General features: G+C 65.4%; 21 protein-coding genes. 7 read left to right on the plus strand and 14 right to left on the minus strand.

Features of this window, described 5'->3' with window-relative positions:
* Nucleotides 1-4: 4 nt before the first annotated feature.
* From ATJ78_RS13535 to ATJ78_RS13555, 5 genes are all read right to left on the minus strand, one after another.
* On the minus strand, nucleotides 5-988 hold the full coding sequence (locus tag ATJ78_RS13535; protein ID WP_098408725.1) for an aldo/keto reductase: 984 nt from the start codon (nucleotides 986-988) through the stop codon (nucleotides 5-7).
* Between the two features lie 16 nt (nucleotides 989-1,004).
* Nucleotides 1,005-1,571 (minus strand): prepilin peptidase, encoded by a 567-nt coding sequence (locus tag ATJ78_RS13540; RefSeq protein WP_098408726.1) that lies wholly within the window; start codon nucleotides 1,569-1,571, stop codon nucleotides 1,005-1,007.
* Between the two features lie 80 nt (nucleotides 1,572-1,651).
* The gene (phoH2, locus tag ATJ78_RS13545) at nucleotides 1,652-3,004 is read right to left on the minus strand and encodes an RNA 5'-3' helicase PhoH2 (RefSeq protein WP_098409392.1); all 1,353 of its coding nucleotides are present in this window, start codon (nucleotides 3,002-3,004) and stop codon (nucleotides 1,652-1,654) included.
* Nucleotides 3,005-3,210: 206 nt separating this feature from the next.
* A complete protein-coding gene (locus ATJ78_RS13550; protein WP_098408727.1) occupies nucleotides 3,211-4,332 on the minus strand; it encodes an aminotransferase class V-fold PLP-dependent enzyme in 1,122 nt (373 codons plus the stop codon).
* A 1-nt stretch (nucleotide 4,333) separates the two neighbouring features.
* Nucleotides 4,334-5,119 (minus strand): isoprenyl transferase, encoded by a 786-nt coding sequence (locus ATJ78_RS13555; protein ID WP_098408728.1) that lies wholly within the window; start codon nucleotides 5,117-5,119, stop codon nucleotides 4,334-4,336.
* Nucleotides 5,120-5,179: 60 nt separating this feature from the next.
* Between ATJ78_RS13555 and trhA the strand changes: the two genes are divergently transcribed.
* Nucleotides 5,180-5,911 carry a PAQR family membrane homeostasis protein TrhA gene (trhA, locus tag ATJ78_RS13560; RefSeq protein WP_098408729.1) on the plus strand — a complete coding sequence of 244 codons (732 nt, stop codon included), beginning with the start codon at nucleotides 5,180-5,182 and terminating at the stop codon, nucleotides 5,909-5,911.
* Here the strand turns inward: trhA and ATJ78_RS13565 are convergent.
* Both ATJ78_RS13565 and mca read right to left on the minus strand, forming a co-directional pair.
* Nucleotides 5,902-6,204, minus strand: a complete 303-nt coding sequence (locus tag ATJ78_RS13565; protein ID WP_098408730.1) for a hypothetical protein — start codon at nucleotides 6,202-6,204, stop codon at nucleotides 5,902-5,904. The genes trhA and ATJ78_RS13565 overlap by 10 nt on opposite strands.
* Nucleotides 6,201-7,076, minus strand: a complete 876-nt coding sequence (gene mca / locus ATJ78_RS13570) for a mycothiol conjugate amidase Mca (protein WP_098408731.1) — start codon at nucleotides 7,074-7,076, stop codon at nucleotides 6,201-6,203. The genes ATJ78_RS13565 and mca overlap by 4 nt, the downstream gene beginning before the upstream one ends.
* A 69-nt stretch (nucleotides 7,077-7,145) precedes the next feature.
* Between mca and ATJ78_RS13575 the strand changes: the two genes are divergently transcribed.
* Entirely contained in the window at nucleotides 7,146-7,619 is a 474-nt protein-coding gene (locus ATJ78_RS13575; RefSeq protein WP_098408732.1) for a DUF4307 domain-containing protein, read from the plus strand.
* 82 nt (nucleotides 7,620-7,701) lie between these two features.
* On the plus strand, nucleotides 7,702-8,190 hold the full coding sequence (gene greA / locus ATJ78_RS13580) for a transcription elongation factor GreA (RefSeq protein ID WP_098408733.1): 489 nt from the start codon (nucleotides 7,702-7,704) through the stop codon (nucleotides 8,188-8,190).
* Nucleotides 8,191-8,193: 3 nt separating this feature from the next.
* On the opposite strand, the gene ilvA is transcribed toward greA, so the two are convergent.
* Nucleotides 8,194-9,426 carry a threonine ammonia-lyase gene (gene ilvA / locus ATJ78_RS13585; RefSeq protein ID WP_098408734.1) on the minus strand — a complete coding sequence of 411 codons (1,233 nt, stop codon included), beginning with the start codon at nucleotides 9,424-9,426 and terminating at the stop codon, nucleotides 8,194-8,196.
* Between the two features lie 3 nt (nucleotides 9,427-9,429).
* Nucleotides 9,430-10,677, minus strand: a complete 1,248-nt coding sequence (locus ATJ78_RS13590; RefSeq protein ID WP_245836328.1) for an AI-2E family transporter — start codon at nucleotides 10,675-10,677, stop codon at nucleotides 9,430-9,432.
* Nucleotides 10,678-10,763: 86 nt separating this feature from the next.
* On the opposite strand from ATJ78_RS13590, the gene ATJ78_RS13595 reads away from it, so the two are divergent.
* Complete coding sequence (locus ATJ78_RS13595) at nucleotides 10,764-11,993, plus strand: winged helix-turn-helix domain-containing protein (protein WP_098409393.1); 1,230 nt, start codon at nucleotides 10,764-10,766, stop codon at nucleotides 11,991-11,993.
* Nucleotides 11,994-12,093: 100 nt separating this feature from the next.
* Nucleotides 12,094-13,464, plus strand: coding sequence for a zinc ribbon domain-containing protein (locus ATJ78_RS13600; protein WP_098408736.1), 1,371 nt, complete (start codon nucleotides 12,094-12,096; stop codon nucleotides 13,462-13,464).
* A gap of 64 nt (nucleotides 13,465-13,528) precedes the next feature.
* On the opposite strand, the gene ATJ78_RS13605 is transcribed toward ATJ78_RS13600, so the two are convergent.
* The 4 genes from ATJ78_RS13605 to ATJ78_RS13620 all read right to left on the minus strand — a co-directional run bounded on the left by ATJ78_RS13605 (nucleotide 13,529) and on the right by ATJ78_RS13620 (nucleotide 17,738).
* Nucleotides 13,529-14,419, minus strand: a complete 891-nt coding sequence (locus tag ATJ78_RS13605; RefSeq protein WP_098408737.1) for a M48 family metalloprotease — start codon at nucleotides 14,417-14,419, stop codon at nucleotides 13,529-13,531.
* 68 nt (nucleotides 14,420-14,487) lie between these two features.
* Nucleotides 14,488-15,054, minus strand: a complete 567-nt coding sequence (locus tag ATJ78_RS13610; RefSeq protein WP_098408738.1) for a LemA family protein — start codon at nucleotides 15,052-15,054, stop codon at nucleotides 14,488-14,490.
* Nucleotides 15,055-15,177: 123 nt separating this feature from the next.
* On the minus strand, nucleotides 15,178-16,491 hold the full coding sequence (locus ATJ78_RS13615) for a D-arabinono-1,4-lactone oxidase (protein WP_098408739.1): 1,314 nt from the start codon (nucleotides 16,489-16,491) through the stop codon (nucleotides 15,178-15,180).
* Nucleotides 16,488-17,738, minus strand: coding sequence for an amino acid deaminase/aldolase (locus ATJ78_RS13620; RefSeq protein ID WP_098408740.1), 1,251 nt, complete (start codon nucleotides 17,736-17,738; stop codon nucleotides 16,488-16,490). Before ATJ78_RS13620 ends, ATJ78_RS13615 begins: the two co-directional genes overlap by 4 nt.
* 263 nt (nucleotides 17,739-18,001) lie before the next feature.
* Between ATJ78_RS13620 and ATJ78_RS13625 the strand changes: the two genes are divergently transcribed.
* Nucleotides 18,002-20,092 (plus strand): Ig-like domain-containing protein, encoded by a 2,091-nt coding sequence (locus ATJ78_RS13625; RefSeq protein WP_098408741.1) that lies wholly within the window; start codon nucleotides 18,002-18,004, stop codon nucleotides 20,090-20,092.
* 2 nt (nucleotides 20,093-20,094) lie between these two features.
* Here ATJ78_RS13625 and ATJ78_RS13630 read toward each other — a convergent pair whose 3' ends face one another.
* On the minus strand, nucleotides 20,095-20,403 hold the full coding sequence (locus tag ATJ78_RS13630; RefSeq protein WP_098408742.1) for a rhodanese-like domain-containing protein: 309 nt from the start codon (nucleotides 20,401-20,403) through the stop codon (nucleotides 20,095-20,097).
* Nucleotides 20,404-20,456: 53 nt separating this feature from the next.
* On the opposite strand from ATJ78_RS13630, the gene ATJ78_RS13635 reads away from it, so the two are divergent.
* A complete protein-coding gene (locus ATJ78_RS13635) occupies nucleotides 20,457-22,115 on the plus strand; it encodes a bifunctional 3'-5' exonuclease/DNA polymerase (protein WP_245836329.1) in 1,659 nt (552 codons plus the stop codon).

Below are 22,115 nucleotides of genomic sequence, written 5' to 3' on the forward strand. Positions count from 1 at the left end.
GCGTTCACCAGCGACCATGCACGAGTTCGCGGAAGCGCGCGTCGTAGATCTCCCTCACGAGTCTGCTGTAGCTGTCGGGCAGAGGGCCGGCGTCGCCAGCCGCGGCGTTCGAGCGAGCTTGCGCGACGGAACGCGCTCCGGGAATCACGGTGGTGACCCCGGGCTGCTGAGCGACCCACGCGATCGCCGCCTGCGCTGGAGTCAACGATGCTGGTGCGTGAGCGGCTAAGTCCTGTGCTGCTTCGACTCCCTCGGCGAAGTCGATCCCCGAGAACGTCTCTCCCACGTCGAATGCGTCTCCGGCCCTGTTGAATGAGCGATGGTCATTCGCAGCGAACGTCGTACCCTCGCCGTATCGAGCGGTCAGCAGCCCCGAGGCGAGCGGCACACGCGCGATGACTCCGACCCCCGCCTCAGCGGCGGCGGGCAGCACCTCGTCGAGCGGCTTGAGCCGGAAGGCGTTGAGGATGATCTGCACCGTCGCCGTTCCGGAGCGCGCGATCGCGGCGAGCGCCTGGTCACACTGCTCAACGCTCACTCCGTAGCTGGCGATGGCTCCGTCATCGACGAGCGTGTCGAGAGCATCGAACACCTCGTCGCTGTGGAACACAGCCGTCGGCGGGCAATGCAGCTGCACGAGATCAAGTGTTTCCATACCCAGATTGCGTCGCGAGCGATCCGTCCATGCGCGAAAGTTCTCGAGAACGTAGTTCTCGGGAATCTGGTCGACCCTGCGCCCCATCTTTGTCGCGATGGTCAGCGGCACGTCCGGACGCGCCGCGCGGAATCGCCCGATGATGCTCTCGCTTCTGCCGTCACCGTAGACGTCGGCCGTGTCGAAGAACGTCACACCCGCCTCAACCGAGGCGTCGAGCACAGCGAGGGCGTCATCTTCGGAGACGTCTCCCCAGTCGCCGCCCAGCTGCCAGGTTCCCAGCCCCACCGCCGACACGGAACGGCCCGTTCTCCCCAAGATTCGTTGTTCCATACAACGATCCTATGGCTCAGGCAGCACGGACGATGGATGCGAGCACGCCGAACCAGAAGCCGACGAGCAGGAACGGTCCGAAGGGAATGCGATGGCTTGCGGCCCTCTGCTGCGTCGCCATTGCCCACGCGCCCGCGACGGCGCCGAAGAGAAATGCAGCCGCGACTCCGACGATGACCCCAGTGGCGCCGAGCGCACCGAGAAGAAGGCCAAGGACTCCGACGAGCTTGACGTCGCCCATGCCCATACCGCCGAGAACGTGCATGAGCCCGAACGCCGCAATCGACGCGGCGGCGATGACGATGGCGAAGACAGGTGAGCTCCCGCTGGCCATCGCGTGCGCGAGCACGCTGACCAGAGCGATCGGATAGCACGGAAGCACGAGAGCGTTGGGCAGGCGGTGCTCCGCGATGTCCGCGTCGATGAGTGGCCAGGTGACGACGGCGACCGCGCCCAATCCGAGGAGGAGCCAACTCCAGCCCGCAGCCAGCGACAGAACGAGGCCGGTCGTGACGAGCGTCGCGGCCATCGGCAGCCACCGGCCGACGGATCTCGTCGCCTGCGCCGTGCCGCCCTCGGTCATGCACAGGACTCTAGCGCGATGACAGTCCGCTCGCGCCGGTTATCCACAGGCCGGGGTGCGTCCCCGGCCTGTGGATGCGGTCAAGCGATCTCCGTACCCTCGAGCAGCTCTGTCACGAGTGCGGCGATGGCACTGCGCTCGGAACGCGTGAGGGTCACGTGTCCGAAGAGCGACTGGCCCTTGAGCGTCTCGATCACCGACGCGACACCGTCGTGCCTTCCGACGCGAAGGTTGTCACGTTGGGCCACATCGTGCGTCAGCACCACGCGGGAGTTCTGTCCGATACGCGAGAGCACGGTGAGCAGAACGTTCCGCTCGAGAGACTGAGCCTCGTCGACGATGACGAACGCGTCGTGCAGCGAACGCCCGCGGATGTGCGTAAGCGGAAGCACTTCGATCAGGCCCCGCTCGATCACCTCATCGACGACGTTCTGCGACACGACCGACCCGAGCGTGTCGTACACGGCTTGTCCCCAGGGGTTCATCTTGTCGCCCTGGTCTCCCGGGAGGTACCCGAGTTCCTGGCCGCCGACAGCGTACAGCGGGCGGAAGACCATGATCTTGCGGTGCATCTGACGCTCGAGCACTGCTTCGAGACCGGCGCAGAGAGCCAGCGCGGACTTCCCCGTTCCGGCTCGCCCTCCCAGCGACACGATTCCAACGCTTGGATCGAGAAGCAGATCGATGGCGATGCGCTGCTCGGCCGAGCGCCCTCGAAGACCGAAGACTTCACGGTCTCCGTTCACGAGCTTCGCCGATCCATCTGAGGCGATGCGGCCCAATGCGGAGCCGCGCTCGGAGTGGATGACCAGCCCCGTGTTCACGGGAAGCCCGTCCGCGTGCGTGCCGGGGAGTCGTTCGGTCTCGTAGAGCGCAGACATGTCGTCTGCTCCCACGTGAACCTGCGCAAGGCCCGTCCAGCTTTCATCGACGGCTAGCTCCGCGCGATATTCCTCGGCAGCGAGCCCAATAGACGATGCTTTCACGCGCATCGGCAGATCTTTCGACACGACGGTGACATCGAGCCCGTCGTTTGCGAGGTTCTGCGCAACGGCAAGGATTCGCGAGTCGTTGTCGCCGAGTTGCAGGCCGCTCGGCAGCACCGTCATGTTGCTGTGATTGAGCTCGACGCGCAGGCTTCCGCCCGCGCCGACGGGCACCGCGAAGTCGAGTCTGCCGTTCTTGACGCGCAGGTCGTCAAGCAGGCGCAGGGCTTGTCGGGCGAAGTATCCGATCTCGGGATCGTGACGCTTCTTCTCGAGCTCCCCCACTACGACGACGGGAATCACAACAGCGTGCTCCGCGAACCGGAACAGCGCTCGTGGGTCAGACAGCAGAACAGACGTGTCGAGCACGTACGTGCGCTCCGTCTGGATCACCGAAGAAGTGTCGGCGGATTGAGGATCCGATTGCCTTTCTGTCGACGGTGTCATCTGCGTGGTGTCACTGGCAGTCACGTCCGGCTCCAACCCCGAGCGAATCCGCTCGGCTCTTATGGCGAGTCGACCGGGCGTCTGGTTCGAGTCGATCTTGCCGGCCGGCTCGATCAGGTAATTCACCTGATACGGCTGACGCTACGACTCGGAGACGTCGATGGCGCCGCGCCACGCCGCACCAGGTCGGGCCGGCACGGTGAACATCACGTGTCGTACGAGGAGCGGTACACGAGCAGAGCCTGCTTCAGCATCCGAAGAGTTGGGTCACCTGTGCCCGCGTGGATGCTGAAGCGCACGGCGCCCTGGCGAGACGTCGTGGTCAATCCCGTGTTGTGCAAGGCGGCCCCCAGTGCGGCGAGCCTTCCCTCATCGGGCCTCACGACGACGATTCCCGACTGCTCGGCTCCCGAGCGAGGCGACACGACCGGCAGGTCGACGGAGTCGAGCATCTCAATGACCTCGCCCACGCGATCGAGCACCGCGTCTTCGATCTGGTCGATTCCGACGTCATTCACTTCCTCGATCGCCGCGGCAAGCCGAGCCTCGGCAACGTAGTCGGGCCCCGACGTCGTGAACGCGAGTGCTTCGCCGCTCGCGGGCTGCGGCACATGCCCCCACGGCTCATATTCTGGCGTTCCCGTGTAGCCGGAGATGACCGGGTCAAGGCGTTCGAGCGCGCGATCGCTGAACGAGAGAAACCCGGTTCCCCACCCGGCGCGCAGCCATTTCTGACCGCCGGTCGCGACGACATCTGCCGCCTCATAGGCGGCGTCGACGACCCCTGCGCCCTGAATCGCATCGACAATGAGAATCCGGTCGCCGATCACCTCTCGAATCGCGCCGAGGTCGGCGCGGTGTCCCGTACGCGCGTCGACGAGCGAGACCGCGACGGCGGTGACCTCGTCGTTCAGCGCTCGAGTGAGGATCTCGGGGGCGACGCGCACGTCGTCACCGTCGATCCACGTGATCGAGAGCCGGTCGAGCGCGGTCTGCGCCCGCACGGCGGCAACCGGGAGGCTCGGAAACTCGTTCCGCGACATGACGACGTGTCCGTCCAGCGCGAACATGACGCGCAGAAGCGCGGTGCTCGTGTTGGGCTGAGCGATGATGTTCGCGGCGGGGTGGCCGGTCATCGCGCTGACAGCATCCGCCAATCGATCATCGTGGGTCTGCGTTCGGTCGCCTGCTCCGAACCGCATGCGCGAAAGGGCGTCGTATTCGGCCCTCAGCTCGGCGCGAACGGTCGCGGAAACCGGGCCGATGGAGGCGTAGTTGAGATATCCCGGCTCTTCGAGAAACGTCTCGCGAAACTGCTCAAGCGTCACGTCAGCCTCCGAACCGGCGGCTTCTGCCGACGTAGTCGCGAATCGCTCTGAGAAAGTCGACCTCGCGCAGGTCGGGCCCGAGCGCCTCGACGAAGTAGAACTCGCTGTGCGCGCTCTGCCACAGCATGAAGTCCGAGAGGCGCTGCTCCCCCGAGGTGCGGATCACGAGATCAGGATCAGGCTGACCGCCCGTGTACAGGTGCTCGCCGATCATGTCGGGAGTGAGCATGTCGGCCAGCTCTTCGAGGCTTCGCCCCTCGAGCTCGTGCTCACGCACGATCTCCCGCATGGCGTCGACGATCTCAGTGCGCCCGCCGTAGCCGACGGCGAGGTTGATGTGCAGGCCGTTCTTGCCGTCCGTGCGGCGCTCTGCGGCCTCAAGCACCTGCGTGAGCTGCTCGGGAAGGCACCCCGAGTTTCCGACGTGCTTGATGCGCCAGTCGCGAAACCGAGAGACGTCGTCTGCGAGATCGGCGATGATCTCTATCAGGGCGTCGATCTCGTCGCTCGCACGGTGCGCCAGGTTGTCGCTCGAGAGCAGATACAGCGTCACGACTTCGATGCCGAGGTCGTCGCACCAGGTGAGAAACTCGCGCATCTTCGCGGCGCCGGCTCGATGCCCGTGAGCAGCCGTCTCGTACCCGAGCTGCTTTGCCCAGCGCCTGTTGCCGTCGATGATCATTCCCACGTGATGCGGCATCATTTCGGGCGTCAGGGCGCGACGGAGGCGCTTCTGGTACAGGTTGTAGAGCAGCCCGCGCCCGATCGGTTCCGTGGTGTTCTTCACATGGACACGTTAGTCCACAGTCGCCGTTCGGTTCACAGGCGCCTGCCGTATTCTTGGTCCATGACGCGTCGCACTCCCCCCGAGTCGCCCGACACCGCGGCCTACGACCTGCCCAACATCCCGCTGCTCGAGGATGCCGCGGAGCATCCCGTGGAGCCGAAGCCGCTGTGGCGCGGCTGGATTCACGCGGGCACGTTCCCCGTCGCCCTCGCGGCGGGAATCGTGCTCATCGTTCTGGCCCAGGGTGCCGCGGCGAAGTGGGCGGCGGCCGTCTTCATGACGACGTCGCTTCTGCTCTTCGGCATCTCGGCCCTCTACCACCGCATTCCGTGGCGGCCGAAGACGCGCATGCTCTTTCGCCGTCTCGATCACGCGAACATCTTTCTGCTGATCGCCGGCACGTACACCCCGATCGCCGCTGTCGCCCTTCCGCCGTCAAAGGGGATGCTGCTGCTCGTGATCGTGTGGACTGGCGCACTTCTCGGCATCGGCTTTCGCGTCTTCTGGACGGGCGCGCCACGCTGGCTCTACGTTCCGCTCTACGTCGCGCTGGGCTGGGCCGCGGTGGCGTACATCGTCGACATCGCGAACGCGAACCTCGCGACGATGGTGCTCGTGATCGTCGGCGGCCTTCTCTACACGGCGGGGGCGGTCGTGTACGGCATCAAGCGCCCCAACCCCTGGCCCGGCCGCTTCGGCTTCCACGAGATCTTCCACGTCTGCACGGTGCTCGCGTTCCTCTGCCACTGGACGGGCATTCTGCTGATCTCGCTTGACCCGATCTACCCCTGAGGACCGTCGGGCCGCTGAGGGCCGTCAGGGTGCTGAGGGCCGTCAGGGTGCTGAGGGTCGTCACCGTTCTCGCGCCGTTCACGCTCTTCGGCGTCGAGCTGCTCATTGATCTGCGCCCGATAATTCACACGCCGCACCCGTCGCACCATGTCGAGAATCAGCAGCACGACAATGAGCGCGACGACGACGATCGCGATGAAGCCGATCACGCCGGGAGTCACACTGTTGGGATCGACGCCCGGCGTGGGCGTCGGGCTCGGCGTCTCGCCTCTCAGAAGCAGATTCGCGATCATCGGTCGTCCTCGATTCCCGCGAAGAAGTCGTGTTCGTCTTCGGGCGTGCTCAGTCGCGTCCGAGCCAGCTCGAAGTCTTCGTACGGCCACGCCTTGCGCTGCAGATCGTTCGACCAGAAGAAGAACGGGCTGTCGCCCGGCACCTGTGAAGCGTGGGCGCGCAACGCGGCATCCCGTGTCTCAAAGAAATCTCCGGCGGGAATGTGCGTGGTCGTGCGGTCGTCGGTTCCGTTGCGCTCTTCGCGCCAGCTCAGCATTTCGGCCAGGCGCTCCGTGAGCGGGTCGTCGGGGGTCGTCGCGAGCAGCATGTCGTAGTTCGCCTTGACGCGAGCGAAATTGAAGATGTGGTCGTAGTACAGCTTCGACACAGACCATGGCTCGCCGGCATCCGGGTACCGTGCGGGGTCCGCAGCGGCCTCGAACGCCTCGACCGAGACCTCGTGGCAGCGAATGTGATCGGGATGCGGGTACCCGCCGTTCTCGTCATACGTGATCATCACGTGCGGGCGGAATTCGCGGATCACGCGCACGAGAACACCGGCCGAGATGTGCAGCGGAATCTCGGCGAATGATCGTGCGGGCAGCGAGCCGTCGTCGTTCGCCATTCCGGAGTCGTGGTAGCCGAGCCAGCGGTGCTGCGTGTCGAGAACGTCGCGCGCCTCTGCCATCTCGCGCCGGCGATGCCCGGCCATGTCACGCTCGATCATCGCGACGTCGGCGAGCTCCGGGTTGAGCAGATCCCCGCCTTCGCCGCCTGTGCAGCTGACGACCATGGTCTCGACGCCGCGCGAGCGATAGTAGGCGAGCGTCGCCGATCCTTTTGAAGATTCGTCATCCGGATGCGCGTGGACCGTGAGGAGACGATACGTCACGAGGCCTCTTTCAGGTGGGAACGAATAACCTAGTACAAGACTAATCGTTGAGACGCGTGGGTGGGCTGAATGACGGATCGGCAGGGACCGACTCGGCAGGGGCAGGCGGATGCTGTCGCGACGCCGCACGCGGACGACACGGAGAGCACCGCTCAGCGTCTCGACGCCCGATACGGCAACACGCGCGCCTCGCGCACACGCCTCGCCGTCGTCATGTGGTCGCTGGGAGCGTTCATCGTCGTGGTCTTCGGTGCCTGGGTGCTGTGGGCAGGCCTTCTCGCTCCCGCCGCCAACGTCAACGCCGTCGATATCGCCCACACGGTCGTCGACGAGCACACGGTCGATGTGACGTACCAGCTGACCGTCGACCCGGGCACTGAGGCGATGTGCGCGCTGCAGGCGCAAGACGATCAGCACTCGGTCATCGGCTGGAAGATCGTGGAGATTCCGGCCTCCGACAGCCGTACGCGAACCTTCACCGACAGCGTCACAACGGTTGACGAAGCGGTCACGGGTTTGATTTACCGCTGCTGGCTGCCTTAAGATCTTCTGATACCCACGAGGTGGGATTGTTCAACGCGCCCTGACGGACGTCAGGGCGCCTGTTCATGTTAGGGAGTTCCCAATGACTGATGCATCACAGGTCACGTTCCTCACGCAGGAGGCATACGACCGCCTCCAGGCAGAACTTGAGCACCTGTCGACGGTCGGGCGCGACGAGATCGCCAAACGCATCGAGGCGGCGCGCGAAGAGGGAGACCTCAAGGAGAACGGCGGCTATCACGCCGCGAAAGATGAACAGGGCAAGCAAGAAGCGCGCATTCGCACGCTGACGGAGCTGCTGCGCACCGCCACGGTCAGCGAGGCTCCAGAGGCCGACGGCACCGTGCAGCCGGGGACCGTGATCAGCGCCGTCGTCGCGGGAGGCGAAGAGAAGTTCCTGCTCGGCAGCCGCGAGATCGCCGGCGATTCCGAACTCGACGTGTACAGCGAGCAGAGCCCCCTCGGCGGTGCCATCATCGGGCTCAAGGTCGGCGACAAGACCAGCTACGAGGCGCCCAACGGCAAGTCGATCTCCGTGGAGATCACGGGTGTCGAGGCATACACGCCCTGACGCTCAGCCCTCCACGATCGCGGGGTCGTAGCCGGCCGAGCGCAGCGTCTCGACGACGCTGGACTTGTGGTCGGCGCCCCGCGTCTCGACGCTCAAGTCGATCATCACCTCGCTGATCTGCATGCCGGTGCCGTGCCGCGTGTGCAGCACCTCGACGACGTTCGCGTTCGCGCTCGCCAGAATCTCGGCGATGCGCGCAAGCTGCCCTGGACGGTCGGGAAGCGGAATGCGCAGCGTCATGTAGCGGTCGGCGGCCGACAGACCGTGAGCGACGACGCGCTGCATCAGCAGCGGATCGATGTTGCCCCCGGAGAGGATCGCCACCGTCGGCCCCGTCGCGTTGACCCTGCCTTCGATGATCGCGGCGACGCTCACCGCGCCCGCGGGTTCCACGACGAGCTTCGCGCGCTCGAGAAGCATCAGCAGCGCCTTGGCGATTTCGTCTTCTGTGACGGTGACGACATCGTCGACGAGCTGCTGAATGAGATCGAAGTTGAGCGTGCCTGGGCGGCTGACCGCGATGCCGTCCGCGATGGTCGGCTGGATCTCGATGTCGACGGGGTGTCCTTCGGCGAGCGACGGCGGGTACGCCGCGGCGTTCTGCGACTGCACGCCGACGATGCGAATCTCGCGCCCCTCGTCTCGCGCGCGCTGCTTCGCCGCTGCGGCCACTCCGGCGATGAGACCGCCGCCTCCGATCGGAACGACGATCGTGGCAGCATCCGGAACATCATCGAGAATCTCGAGACCGAGTGTTCCCTGACCTGTCACGACATCGGCGTGGTCGAACGGCGGAATGAGCACCGCCCCCGTCTTCTCGGCGTGCTCCGCCGCAGCCTGCAGCGGCTCCGTCACCGTGTGCCCGCGAAGAACCACGTCTGCGCCGTAGTGGCGCGTCGCCTGCAGCTTGGGCAGAGGCACGCCGACCGGCATGAAGATGGTCGCGGCGATGCCGAGCTCGCGGGCGGCGAACGCGACCCCCTGCGCATGGTTTCCGGCAGAGGCGGCCACGACACCGCGTGCCTTCTCCTCGTCGGTCAGCTGAGCAAGCCGATTGAACGCTCCCCTGATCTTGTACGACCCGGTGCGCTGAAGATTCTCGCACTTGAGGTACACGGGCTGACCGAGAAGATCGGCGAGATAGCGGGAGCTCTCCATCGGCGTGTGCTGGGCGACGCGGGAGACCAGCTGTTGCGCGTGCTCGATGGAGCTGAGCGAGGGGATCGTGTGCGGCATTCGCTATTCCTTGTCTGTGGACGGAGTTTCGCGGCGCAAGCGCCCCTCGGCGGGAACGGTGCGCCAGATGAGATCGGCCTTGAACGTTGCTGCGGGGTCTTTCCACGCGCCAGAGCCGATATAGCCGATCACGACATTCACGACCGCGGCTACCGGCACGGCGAAGAGCGCGCCTGGAATTCCCGCGACGAGCGAACCGCCCGTGACCACCAGGACGACGCCGAGCGGGTGGACCTTGACAGCCGTGCCCATGAGCAGCGGCTGCAGAACGTGCCCTTCGACCTGCTGCACGAGCAGCACGACGCCGAGCATGATGACGGCGATGATCGGCCCGTTGTACACGAGGGCGATGAACACAGCGACAGCGCCGGTCAGAATGGCACCGACAATCGGCACGAAAGCGCCGAGGAAGACGAGTACGCCGATCGGTATCGCAAGGGGCAGTCCGAGAATGAACGCGCCGAGACCGATGCCGACGGCGTCGATCGATGCGACGAGAATCTGCGTTCGCGTGAAGTTCTCGAGAGTGGTCCAGCCTGCCTGACCCGCCCCGTCGACAGCGGCGCGCGCTCGCCTCGGAACGAACAACAAGAGCCACTTCCAGATGTTCTTGCCGTCGATGAGAATGAACAGCAGCGAGAAGAGGGCGAGCAGGACGCCGGCGGCGAGGTGCCCGAACGTCGTGCCGATCGACAGCGCTCCCGAGAGAATCGCGCTCGTGTCCTGCTGGATGCTCGCCCAGACGTCGTCGAAGATCTCACCGAGGCGATTGTCGGTGAGATGCAGCGGCGAGTGCAGCAGAAAGGCCTTGAACGATTCGACGGACTCCAGGGTTCGCGCGCGCACCTCGCCCGCTTGCGCGCCGATCTGCCACACGACGAGCCAGACGAGCGCACTGACCGCCCCCATGGCGACAATCATGGCGACGGCGACGGCGACGCCCCGGTTCCATCGATGCGAGACGAGAAAACTCACGAGCGGCATCACGAGCGCCGAGAGCAGCACCGCGATCAAGACGGGAATGACGATCAACCGCAGCTGAACAATGAGAAAGACCACGATGGCCGTGGCGATCGCGATGACGATGAGGCGCCAGCTCCACGCCGCGGCGATGCGAATGCCCGGAGGTACGGTGTCGACGATCTCGTCTGACGACACGTGACGCTCGGGCTCAGGCTGAGCCGGGGCGTGCTCGGGCACGGGGCGTCCGAACAAGCGCGCCCACCACCGGGGCCTGCGGGATTCCGACACGCGTCTCAGTCTACGATGCCGCCACATGTGGCTCGGCATACGTTGCTGCGGCGCGAATGTCGGTGTCCGCTGATACCGTCATCTCGATGTCACAGACGATTTCCCGCGATGCGGCGAGGCGCATCGCGCTTGCCGCACAGGGGTTCGCCCGGCCACGGCGGGCACGCCCCGGCACGCGTACCTTCACGAGCATGCTCGAGTCTCTCGGCGTTCTTCAGATCGACTCAGTGAACGTCTTCGAGCGCAGCCACTATCTCCCCGTCTTCGCGCGCCTCGGCCCCTACGACAAGTCCGCGCTCGATGCCCTCACGCACCGCAGACCCAAGCGCGTCACCGAGTGGTGGGCGCACGAGGCGACGTTCCTCCGCACAGACGATCTGCCGCTCTGGGCGTGGAAGATGCGGATGCTGCGAGAGCGCGACCTCGCCGATGAGGAGTCGTGGGCGAACGCACACAAGGCAGAGCTTGAGTGGGTGCGCAGCGAACTCGCCGCGCGGGGTCCTTTGTATGTGCGCGACATTGAGACGGATGCTGAACGTCGACGCGGCCCGTGGTGGGACTGGTCTGCCGTGAAACACGCGCTTGAGACACTGTTCCGCTGGGGCGAGGTTGCCGTCGCCGGGCGTTCGACAACGTTCGAGCGCCGTTACGCGCTCGCAGAGCAGGTACTCCCCGATCACGTCTTGGGTGCCGAGGTGCCGCGCGACGACGCGATTCGCGAGCTTGTTCGTCGTGCCGCGCGCGCAACGGGCGTTGCGACAGCATCCGATCTCGCCGATTACTACCGGCTGCCGTCCGCTCTGACCGCGCAGGCGATCCGAGAGCTGCATGAGGCAGGTGAGCTGACGTCCGTTCACGTCGACGGGTGGCGCCGAGGCACTCGAAACCTTGACGCATGGATGCCGGCGGGTCAGGTGCGCCCGCGATCCGTCAGCGCAGACGCTCTGCTCTCGCCGTTCGATCCTGTCGTGTGGTCGAGGCAGCGCGCCGAGAGGCTCTTCGACTTTCACTACCGCATCGAAATCTACACGCCCCGCCACAAACGCGTGCACGGCTACTACGTGTTGCCCGTGCTGATCGGAGACCGCCTCGCCGCACGCGTCGATTTGAAGAGCGACAGGCAGGCACGCGTCTTGAGGGTGCAATCGGCGTGGGCGGAGCCCGATGCCCCTGCTGATACTGTTGAGAGACTCTCACAGGTGTTGCGCGCCGCAGCGCACTGGCAAGAACACGATTCGATCACCGTCGGCACACGAGGAGACTTGTCCGATGCTCTGGCGCGAACACTCACCGCGCCTCGGCATGACTCTGCGTGACGACGCGCGTCGTAATGGGCAGTTCTCCCCAGTGCCGCGCCTCACCTGCGCTGGTAACTTTACTGCTATCACATTCATTCTGAAGGGGAAGTGACACAACATGGCTACGGACGAAAACGCACCGGGCGCTCAGGGGGGCAACCCGGCAGACAACACGGGAGGCGCCCAGCCGCCTCACGGCGACCAGGGTGCGTCGTACTCACCACAGGGTGGCCAGTACTCGCCCCAGGATGGACAGTATTCGCCGCAGGGTGGCCAGTACACCCCGCAAGGCGGTCAGTACACCCCGCAGGGACAGCCTGACGCCAACGCGCAGCAGCCCCAGGGACAGTACCCGCAGGGCCAGTACACTCCCCAGGGCCAGCACGCTCCACAGGGGCAGTACGCTCCGCAGGGGCAGTACGCAAACGCACAGCAGCCTCAGGGGCAGTACGCTCCGCAGGGCGGCGCCTACCCCGCCGGTGCCTACGGTGCCGCAGCGCCCGCCGCGCCGAATCCGAACAAGAAGAAGATCATTCTGATCAGTTCGATCGCTGCCGCCGTTGTCGTTCTGCTCATCGTGGCCACGGTCGTCATCAACGTCATCAACGGTTCGCAGTACGGGCCTCAGGCTGTCGTTGACAAGTACCTCACAACGATCGCCTCGGGCAACGCCAAAGAGGCCAACAAGATGGTCGACACGGGGCTCAAGAAGGAGAAGGCAGCTCTGCTGAGCGACAAGGTGCTCAAAGAGAAGGACTCCCGCATCAGCGACCCGAAGGTCACGAAGACCTCGACGCAGGGCGACAGCGCACGCGTTGCCTTCAGCTACAAGCTGGACGGCACGACCTACGACGGCACCCTGACCCTCAGCAAGCAGGGCAAGCAGGCCGTCTTCTTCGACGACTGGAAGATCGACAAGCCGCTGCTCGTCGACGTCGCCGCGTACATCTCGCAGGGCACCGAGGCCACGGTCAACGGCGTCAACGTCGACTTCGGCGAAGAGGGCATTCTGCAGGCCTACCCCGGCATCTACACGGTGAGCGCTCCGGAGAGCAAGTGGTTCTCGGCTGAGGACCAGACGTTCGTCGCCGGAACCGGCTCGAAGGCCAGCTACAGCTCGATCGAGCTCAACTTGAAGCCGACCGACGCGCTGACCGAAGAGGTTCAGAGCCAGCTCAACGCCATGATCGACGAGTGCGCCAAGGAGACCTCGAAGGAGGTCGACGAGAACTGCGACATGGACGTCACGTACGTGATCGGCATGTCGGAGGTTTCCAAGGTGCAGCGCGAGGTCGTTGAGTACCCGACGGTGACCGTCGACGAGTCCGGACGCAGCTTCGAGACCGAGGGCGGCGAAATCAAGTACACCGTCACGGGCAAGAACTACTCGGGCGAGAGCATCACGGGTGACCTCGAACCGCGCACCTACTGGACCTTCTACGGCGACATCGCCGTCGACGGCGACAAGGTCACGCTCGAGTTCTGGTAAACCGCCAACCGAGCATCAGCGATTCCCAACGGGGGTCGGTCCACTGGACCGGCCCCCGTTCTGCTTAGAAGCTCCCGCCCATGGAGCGCAAGCGCTCGACGCGGTCGGGAATCGGCGGGTGCGAACTCATCAGGCGCTTGGCAACTCCCGGTTTCTTCTGCGGGTCGTTGATCCACAGGTGCGCCATGGAGGTGTTCTGACGCTTCATCGGGCGTGCGTGTGCATCAAGCTTGAGCAGCGCGCTCGCAAGGGCGTCTGGGTGCCTCGTCGTCAGTGCGCCGGTCGCGTCGGCGAGATACTCGCGCTGGCGCGACACGGCGAGCTGCACGAGCATAGCGACGAGTGGAGCGATCAGCATCGCGACGATGCCGAAGATCATAATGATGGGGTTGCCGCCTCCCCCGCGATTGTTGCCGCGCCCTCCGCCGAACCACATCATGCGCAGGAACATGTCCGCGATGAAGCCGATCGCGACGACGAGGCCGAACACGATCATCGACACACGAATGTCGTAATTGCGAACGTGGCCGAGTTCGTGGGCCATGACGCCCTCGAGTTCGGAGTCCGTCATGATCTCGAGAAGCCCCGTCGTCGCAGCGACGGACGCGTGCTCGGGATCCCTGCCCGTCGCGAAGGCGTTTGGTGCAGGGTCGTCGATAACGTACACCTTGGGCATCGGCGTGCCTGTCGCGATGCTGAGGTTCTCGACGATTCGGTAGAGCCGCGGATTATCTGCCTTCTGGATCTGCTTTCCCCCGCTGATGGCGAGAGCTTGCGATGACGCCATGAAGTACTGAAGCAGCGCGTAGCCGCTTGCGACCACGAGAACCACGATCGTGATCGTCCAGCTGTTGTACACGTAGCCGGCGAGGGCGCCGAGCGCGCCGATGAGCACAAGGAATCCGATGATGATCACGACGGTGTTGATCTTGTTCTTTCGGATAGCGCGATACATCGATGCCCTTTCGAAGGCAATGAGCCACGTATGAGGCCGGCGCTTCGAGCGTCAGGCGCTGCGGGGCGTCAAAACTGAATGCGCGGCGGCTCGGCGATGGCTGCGCTGTCGGTCACCTCGAAGAACTCCCGAAGCTCGAATCCGAGGTTCTTCGCGAAGAGGTTGTTCGGGAAGACCTTGATCTTCGTGTTCAGCTCGCGCACTCCCCCGTTGTAGAAGCGACGCGAGGCCTGGATCTTGTCTTCCGTGTCGACAAGCTCGCTCTGCAGCTGCAGAAAGTTGTTGCTCGCCTGCAGCTGCGGATACGCCTCTGCCACGGCGAAGATCGACTTGAGAGCCTGCTGCATGTGATTCTCGGCGGCGGATGCTTCAGCCGGTCCGTGCGCATTCAGCGTTTCAGCGCGCGCCTCGGTGACGTTCTCGAAGACAGACTTCTCGTGAGCCGCGTAGCCCTTCACCGCTTCGATGATGTTGGGAATCAGGTCGGCGCGTCGCTTGAGCTGCACGGTGATGTCGCTCCATGCCTCGTTGACGCGAACACCGAGGGTCACGAGCGAGTTGTACGTCACCCAGAGGTAGATTCCGATGATGACGACGAGCGCCACGACGATGAGAACGGGAATGAGCCATTCCATGCTGTTGCGTACTCCCTTTATGCTGTGTGCGGTTCGAACGAAGCCGCGTGATCACAGTCTACGGCGATCATTCTGAGCTTCACCGGCGAATTCGCCGTGCCCCGCGGTTCGCACTCGCCATTCTCAGGGTCCGAGTACCCGGTCAAGGTACGCGTTGCGAAACAGCCGTGCGGGATCGAGCCGGTCACGCACGGCGGCGAAATCGTCGAATCGCGGATAGCTCTCGCGCAGGCTCTCGGCATCGCGCCAGTGCATCTTTCCCCAGTGCGGGCGGCCACCGAGCCCGCGCATGATCGCCTCCACTGCCCTGAAGTACTCTGCGGGGCTCTCGCGAGCGTAGCGGTGCACCGCGATGTACCCCGTCTCGCGTCCGGTTGCCGTGGACATCCACAGATTGTCGGATGCTGCGAAGCGAACTTCGACGGGAAAGGAGACCGTCCACCCCGACCGGTCGATGAGCTCTTTCACCTCGCGAAGAGCCGCTGCCACGTGCTCGGCGGGCAGGGCATACTCCATTTCGGCAAAGCGCACGGTGCGCTTGGTCGTGAAGACGCGGTGCGAGGCGTCGGTGAACTCCCGGTTGCCCGTGAGCTTGTCGGCCAGCCGGTTGACGGTGGGAGTGACCGCAGGGACAGCCGACCCCAGTCCGCACGTCACGCGAAAGAGCCCGTTGGAGACGACAGTGTCATCGAGCCAGCGCTTCACGGGAGGCAGTGGGCGGCGAGCGGCGCCTGACGGCATCCTGGTATTCGTCTTCGTTAACGCGGTCTCCGTGTGCGGAAACCAGTAGAACTCGAAGTGGTCGGCGCGCGCGACGCGCTCATCGAGAGTGTCGAGAACATCGTCGAGGCGCTCCGGCTTCTCGACGGCGGCGAGGTCGAAGGCCGGAACGCAGCGTACGGTGACGTCGACGAGAATGCCGAGGGCGCCGAGGCTGAGCGCTACGGCGGGCAGAAGCTCGGGGGTGCTGTCGGCATCCACCCGCATGATCTCACCGGTTCCCGTCACCAGGGTGGCACCCGCGACTTGTGCGGCCAGTCCCCGAAACGCCGCCCCTGTTCCGTGTGTTCCCGTCGAGATGGCCCCGGCGATCGACTGGCTGTCGATGTCTCCGAGGTTCTCCATGGCGAGTCCGTGCCGCGCGAGCAGTCGCGGAATATCACGCAGTCGCGTACCGGCCGAGAACGTCGCGAGCCTCTCGCGCTCATCGACGTCGATCAGTCCGGTCAGATCGTCGAGTTCGAGCAGCACACCGGCGGGAGCGGCGATTCCGCTGAAACTGTGGCTCGCGCCGACGGCTTTGATCGGGATGCCGCTTCCCGCTGCCGCGACGACGGCGCGCTGAACAGCGCTCGCTGTTCGCGGCCGCTCGACCCTGATGGGCTTCGCCTTCTCGGTGCGCCCCCAATTGCGCCAGATCTCGCCCGTCGATGTCATAGGAACGCCTTTCCTTCGCCGCGGTAGGTCGGAACGCGGTCGACAATGCCTTCGCTGTCCACGACGAGAAACTCGTTGAGGCGCTCGCTGAGCTCACCGGATTTGTTGTGCCGAAACCACACGCGGTCCCCCAGCGCGAGAGAGGCAGCGGCACCGCCCTCGACAGGAGTCTGCACTTCTCCGGCCATCTCACGCGGCATCATGCGCAGACCCTCGGGCCAGACGGCCTTCGGCAACCGCTCTTCCCCCGGCGGACCAGAGGCGATCCAGCCGCCGCCGAGAATGGTCGCCATGTCGTGACGCGGTTTGCGCACGACGGGAAGGGCGAAGGATGCTGCCGGGGCAGGATCGAACGCCTCGAAGCCGTCGAAGAGGTGCCCGGCGAACAAGCCGCTGCCCGCCGCGATCTCCGTGACGGAGTCATCGTTCGACGTGCTCTCGAGAGAACCCGTGCCGCCGCCGTTCACGAAGCGCAGGTCGGCGACGTCTCGCACGAGAGCGACCGCTTCTCCCCTGCGCTCCATGAGTTCGGCCCGCGAGCGTCGTTTGACCCAGCTCACCACGGTGTTCATCGCGGCCTTTCCCGCTGCTTGGTCTGGCACGCCGGCAATCTGCCCCTCGTATGCCATCATGCCGACGAGTTCGAATCCTGGACGCTCCACAATGTACTCGGCGAGAGAACGTGCGGCTTGCGGCGAGTGGATGGGCGACCGCCATGTTCCGAGCCGGCCGAGCGGCGCCGGGGCGTCCCACGACGCGTCGAGTTCGAGACACACCTGAATGGCCGGTCGTTTTTCCGGCGGAACGACCGCGTCAATGACGTCGAGGTGCTCCGGGCTGTCGACCATGAGAGTCACGCGGGAAGCGAGGGTTTCTGATTCTGCCAGCTGCGCAATGGCACCGCGGTGTGCCGTGGGGTATCCCACGACGACGTCGTCGATCGATTCGGCGAGCCACAGCGCCTCGGGGAGCGTGTAGGCGAGTACGCCGTCAAACCCGGGCAGCGCGAGCGCAGCATCCAGAATCGAGCGAACGCGCACTGACTTGCTGGCGATGCGAATCGGCGTGCCCGAGGCGCGGCGGATCATGTCATGGGCGTTGAATCTCAGTGCGTCAAGCTGGAGCACGCCGAATGGAGGATCTTCGCCCTCCGTGACCCTGTCGAGGTTCGCCCAGTAGAGCTCAGGGGAACGCCAGGGAGCCGGGTTCGCGCCCGTGCGCTCATTCGCGGTCAGGGAAATCGCCATTGAGTGCCTTTCGTCTTCTGACACGATATCGGCGTTCGTCAGCGGCGCGAAGAAGCTGCTGGGGCCGGGAGACGGCCGGATGCTGAAGCAGCGCTGAGAAGCGCGTCATAAAGCGCCGTGGCAGCTTGACTTCACCTATGTGATCGCCGTGAATGGATGGTGAAGTGGGGCGGACTTTCACACACACAGCACATACAATCGCGCCGGGCGTTCCGGCACGATCGCGTGCTCGATGGCGGTTCCTGCTTTTCACACTCATCGCGATGGCAGCGCTGGCACTTCCACTCGCCGCTCCGAGCCCCGCATTCGCCTCTGCACCGTCTGAGTCTCTCGCCGCGCAGCCGGACGACGACGCGTACACGCCCCCGACGGACGACGCGACAGCACCCCCGCCAACGTCGGCGGCACCAACGATCGATCTCACGGTCGATCCCCGTCACACCAGCAGCGACTTGAACATCACCGGGACCATCACGGGGGACCTCGGGGATGGTGACAGAGTGGAAGTCAGGGTCGGAGACGGGAACTGGCTCAAGGCCTCGGTCACCGACACCACATTCTCGCGACCGGTCTCGGTCACCCAGGGACCGCAGAAAATCGAAGCGAGAATCGTCGGTGCAGGTTCCGACCACGCTGATGCCACCGTCAACGTGATTTTCGCCCCGGTCATCGACGCGTCCAACACCCTGATCGGACGACACGGAGGCTTGGGCGGAAGCGGCGCCACGACCGACGCCACGGTGACGGTCACGATCGATGGCCACACCTACACGGGCCAAGCCGGAGTGAACGGGCAATGGTCAATTCCCATTAATCGCGAGTACTCGCACGCTCCGGCTGTCGTGACGCAAACCAACACCTGGAACGGCACAACCGTCACGTCCCCGAGCAGCGCTTCGGTTCCCATCACGGTTGACCTCACGGCTCCGAAGCCACCGACCATCACCTCTCCGTCCGCGGGAGCGGCGATCCCGGTCTCTGGCGCCACGATTTCGGGGCGCGCCGAGCCTGGCTCGACCGTCACCGTGTTCGCCGGTTCGCAGTCGCTGTGCAAAGTCACCGTTCCCTCCTCAGGGACGTGGTCGTGCACGGCTCCCGAGGTGCGAAAATCGGGCACGCAGAACATCGTGGCGATCACGCAGGATGCAGCGGGCAACTCCAGCGGTGACGGCACACCGGTTTCTGTGACGTTCGGCAGCACCTCGTCACCGTCCGATCCGCCCAAGAACTCGCCGTCCGACGAGCCGGGCCGCGACACGAACACTCCAGACGACGAGTCTTCCTCGCCCACCGAAAAAGAGCCGGAGCCCTCCGAAAGCGACGACGAGCACACGAGCGAGGCGGCTCCGCCCGCGGCGCCCCCGAACCGCCCCGGACCCTGGAATCACGCGACCCCATTCACCGAATCGCTGCCACCGGCGATCGGCGTCGATGCGCTGGCGGGCTGGTTCCGCGCGCTCTTGCTTGCGGCCCTCACGATCGCTCTCATTCTGATTCCCGCACGGATGCTGGCTGGCACCCTCGCGCGCAGGCGCGCCGCGGGCTCGGCCGTGGTCTTTGCCGGACGCAACCGGTCTCCGCACGAATTCGACAAGGCACCGCTGCTCGCGGCTCCTGGACGCGTCGCCATGATCGTCATCGGCATCGTCGCCGCAGGCGCTATCACCATCTTCGCCAACCCGGTCGACGGACGTCCCGCCTATCTGAGGCTCCTGATCGCAGCCGTCATCGCCGCGGCGATCATCAACGCTGCAGCGGCGTGGCTTCCCCGCATCCTCTCGCACGCCTGGCAATGCGGGTTCACCGAAGTGCGCATGAACCCGCGGTGGCTGCTCGTTGTCGTCGCGGCGGTGCTCGCGTCGCGCATTCTCGATCTGAACCCAGCGCTCTTGTTCGCATTGGTCACCACGGTTCGTGTTCCGACCGTTCTGTCACGGCCCGTTCTCGCCCGACTCGCCCTCTCACGCATCGGCGCCGTGTTTCTCGTGGGCGTGTTCGCGTGGCTTTTGGCCTCGCTCGTGCCGCAGGGCGGCGGCTTCTTCACACAGCTGCTGATCGAGACGGCGAACATCACAGCGCTCGTCGGCATCGGCTCTGCTGCGATCATGATGGTGCCGTTGGGCAGGCTCAGCGGTCGAGCGATCTTCGCCTGGTCGCGTCCGCTGTGGCTCGGCTCGGTGCTCGCGATCTTGACCGCGCTGTTCGTCATGCTGGGACCGAGCATCGAAAACTGGCGCGCGACCGGCAACATCCTCGCGGCGCTGGCGCTCGTGTTCGCCTTCGCAGCCCTGGGAATCTCAGTGTGGCTGTGGAAGCGCTATGTCCAGCCGATGCTCGCTGGCTCCTCGTCCTAGCGTCAGCCGGTAACGATGGGCAGGCCGGCCTGCTGCCACGCCGCAATGCCACCATCGACATTGACAGCATCGATGCCACGCTGCTCGAGGTATTGCGTGACGCGCGCGCTGCGCCCGCCCGAGTGGCACATGATGTGAAGCTCTTCGGCGTCGGGAAGTTCGCTTTCGCGTTCCATGAACTGCGACATCGGAATATGCACCGCGCCCTCGACGTGTCCGGCCTGCCATTCGTCGGCTTCGCGAACGTCGACGATGGCGGCTGTGCCCTGCTGCGCACGGGCAGCTAGATCTGTGACGGCGATCTCTCTCATCTCTCCATCCTCACACGACACACCGTGTCAGCGGGTGCGAGCAGAATAGACACGTGTACGTCGTGATCGAGCCCTCAGCCGACCGCCGGGGGCTTCACCTGGTCGATGCCGATGAACGAGGGCATCCAACGGGTGAACGCGATGTCTCGTGGGATGCCGCCCTCGAGGTGCTGCGAGACCGCGACGCCACCGGGGTCCGCTGGGTGTTCGCCCACACCGCTGAACTGTACCCACGGCTGATCGACAGCGGCGTGCGTCTCGGTCGCAGCCACGATCTTGCGCTGTGCCGCAGCATCCTTCGCCGGTCGACAGAGACACCGGACGGTGGCCTGTCGTCCCTGCCTGCAGATTCGTGGGATGCTGCCTGGACCTCCTCCGGCGATGACGGCTCGCTGACGGGTTTCGCCGACCTCGCGGAGCCCGGCGAGCGCCCCGACGCCGTCGCCGAGCTTCAGCGTCAGTGCGAAGCGGTCGCAGCATCGCGCGCTCCGAGTCGTCTCCGTCGTTTGCTCGCCGCGGAGTCGTGCGGAGCGATGATCGCGTGCGAGATTCGCCATGACGGACTGCCGTGGCGCCGCGACGTGCACGAGCGCATTCTCAGGGAAGCACTCGGGCCTCGCCCGGTCTTCGGCGGTCGCCCCGTCGTGCTCGAAGAGCTCGCAAACGGCATTCGCGTCGCGCTTGGTGCCCCGTCGCTCAATCCCGACTCGCACACCGAGTTGCTGCGGGCACTGCGCGCCGCCAGCATCCCCGTGGACTCGACGAGCAAATGGGAGCTGCAACGCCACGATCATCCCGCCGTCGAGCCGCTGCTGCGGTACAAGTCGCTCTCGCGGCTCATGACTGCCAACGGCTGGGCGTGGCTCGACGAATGGGTACGCGACGGGCGGTTCCGCCCCGAATACGTCGTCGCCGGTGTCGTCACAGGGCGGTGGGCGACAGACGGAGGCGGCGCCCTTCAGCTGCCCACGCAGATTCGTCCGGCCGTCATCGCCGACGACGGCTGGACATTCGTGATCGCCGACGCCGCACAACTCGAACCACGCATCGTCGCGGCCATGGCCAGTGACACCGCGATGGCCGCTGCCGGTCACGGAAAAGACCTCTATCAGGGGCTCGTCGACGCCGGAACGGTCGACACGAGGGACCACGCGAAGGTCGCCATGCTCGGGGCGCTCTACGGAGCCACGACCGGCGAAAGCGCGCGGCTCATGCCCCGGCTCGTGCGGGCATACCCCCGGGCGACGGGGCTCGTCGAGGCGGCTGCTCGAGCGGGAGAGCGCGGCGAGCAGGTGACGACCTGGCTGGGCCGCAGCTCACCGCTTCCGCCCGACTCCTGGAGCGCCGCTGTACGAGCAGGAGCCCAAGTGTCGGCAACGCCGGCACAAGAGCGTGCTGCGCGCGGCGCAGCTCGCGATTGGGGCCGCTTCACGCGTAACTTCGTCGCGCAGGGCACGGCCGCCGAGTGGGCGCTGTGCTGGATGGCCGAGCTGCGGCATCGCCTCTTCTCTCTCGTCGACGGCGACCAGCATCCGCACCTCGTGTACTTTCTGCACGACGAGCTCGTGATCCACGCACCCGAGCAGTCAGCCGACTTCGTGGCCGACGCGGTGCGCGACGCGGCTGAGGCCGCAGGGCGGGGCCTGTTCGGGGACTTCCCGATCGATTTTCCGCTCGACGTCGCGGTCACGCGATGTTATGCAGACGCGTGA

Source organism: Paramicrobacterium agarici (genome assembly GCF_002563955.1).
Classification (GTDB): Bacteria; Actinomycetota; Actinomycetes; order Actinomycetales; family Microbacteriaceae; genus Paramicrobacterium; species Paramicrobacterium agarici.

Bases quoted from the DNA above. Each gene is read 5' to 3' on its own strand.
- ATJ78_RS13535 (WP_098408725.1), bottom strand. From the start codon at position 988: ATGGAACAACGAATCTTGGGGAGAACGGGCCGTTCCGTGTCGGCGGTG.
- ATJ78_RS13540 (WP_098408726.1), bottom strand. From the start codon at position 1,571: ATGACCGAGGGCGGCACGGCGCAGGCGACGAGATCCGTCGGCCGGTGG.
- phoH2 (WP_098409392.1), bottom strand. From the start codon at position 3,004: ATGACACCGTCGACAGAAAGGCAATCGGATCCTCAATCCGCCGACACT.
- trhA (WP_098408729.1), top strand. From the start codon at position 5,180: ATGACGCGTCGCACTCCCCCCGAGTCGCCCGACACCGCGGCCTACGAC.
- ATJ78_RS13565 (WP_098408730.1), bottom strand. From the start codon at position 6,204: ATGATCGCGAATCTGCTTCTGAGAGGCGAGACGCCGAGCCCGACGCCC.
- ATJ78_RS13575 (WP_098408732.1), top strand. From the start codon at position 7,146: ATGACGGATCGGCAGGGACCGACTCGGCAGGGGCAGGCGGATGCTGTC.
- greA (WP_098408733.1), top strand. From the start codon at position 7,702: ATGACTGATGCATCACAGGTCACGTTCCTCACGCAGGAGGCATACGAC.
- ilvA (WP_098408734.1), bottom strand. From the start codon at position 9,426: ATGCCGCACACGATCCCCTCGCTCAGCTCCATCGAGCACGCGCAACAG.
- ATJ78_RS13595 (WP_098409393.1), top strand. From the start codon at position 10,764: ATGTCACAGACGATTTCCCGCGATGCGGCGAGGCGCATCGCGCTTGCC.
- ATJ78_RS13600 (WP_098408736.1), top strand. From the start codon at position 12,094: ATGGCTACGGACGAAAACGCACCGGGCGCTCAGGGGGGCAACCCGGCA.
- ATJ78_RS13605 (WP_098408737.1), bottom strand. From the start codon at position 14,419: ATGTATCGCGCTATCCGAAAGAACAAGATCAACACCGTCGTGATCATC.
- ATJ78_RS13610 (WP_098408738.1), bottom strand. From the start codon at position 15,054: ATGGAATGGCTCATTCCCGTTCTCATCGTCGTGGCGCTCGTCGTCATC.
- ATJ78_RS13615 (WP_098408739.1), bottom strand. From the start codon at position 16,491: ATGACATCGACGGGCGAGATCTGGCGCAATTGGGGGCGCACCGAGAAG.
- ATJ78_RS13620 (WP_098408740.1), bottom strand. From the start codon at position 17,738: ATGGCGATTTCCCTGACCGCGAATGAGCGCACGGGCGCGAACCCGGCT.
- ATJ78_RS13625 (WP_098408741.1), top strand. From the start codon at position 18,002: ATGGCAGCGCTGGCACTTCCACTCGCCGCTCCGAGCCCCGCATTCGCC.
- ATJ78_RS13630 (WP_098408742.1), bottom strand. From the start codon at position 20,403: ATGAGAGAGATCGCCGTCACAGATCTAGCTGCCCGTGCGCAGCAGGGC.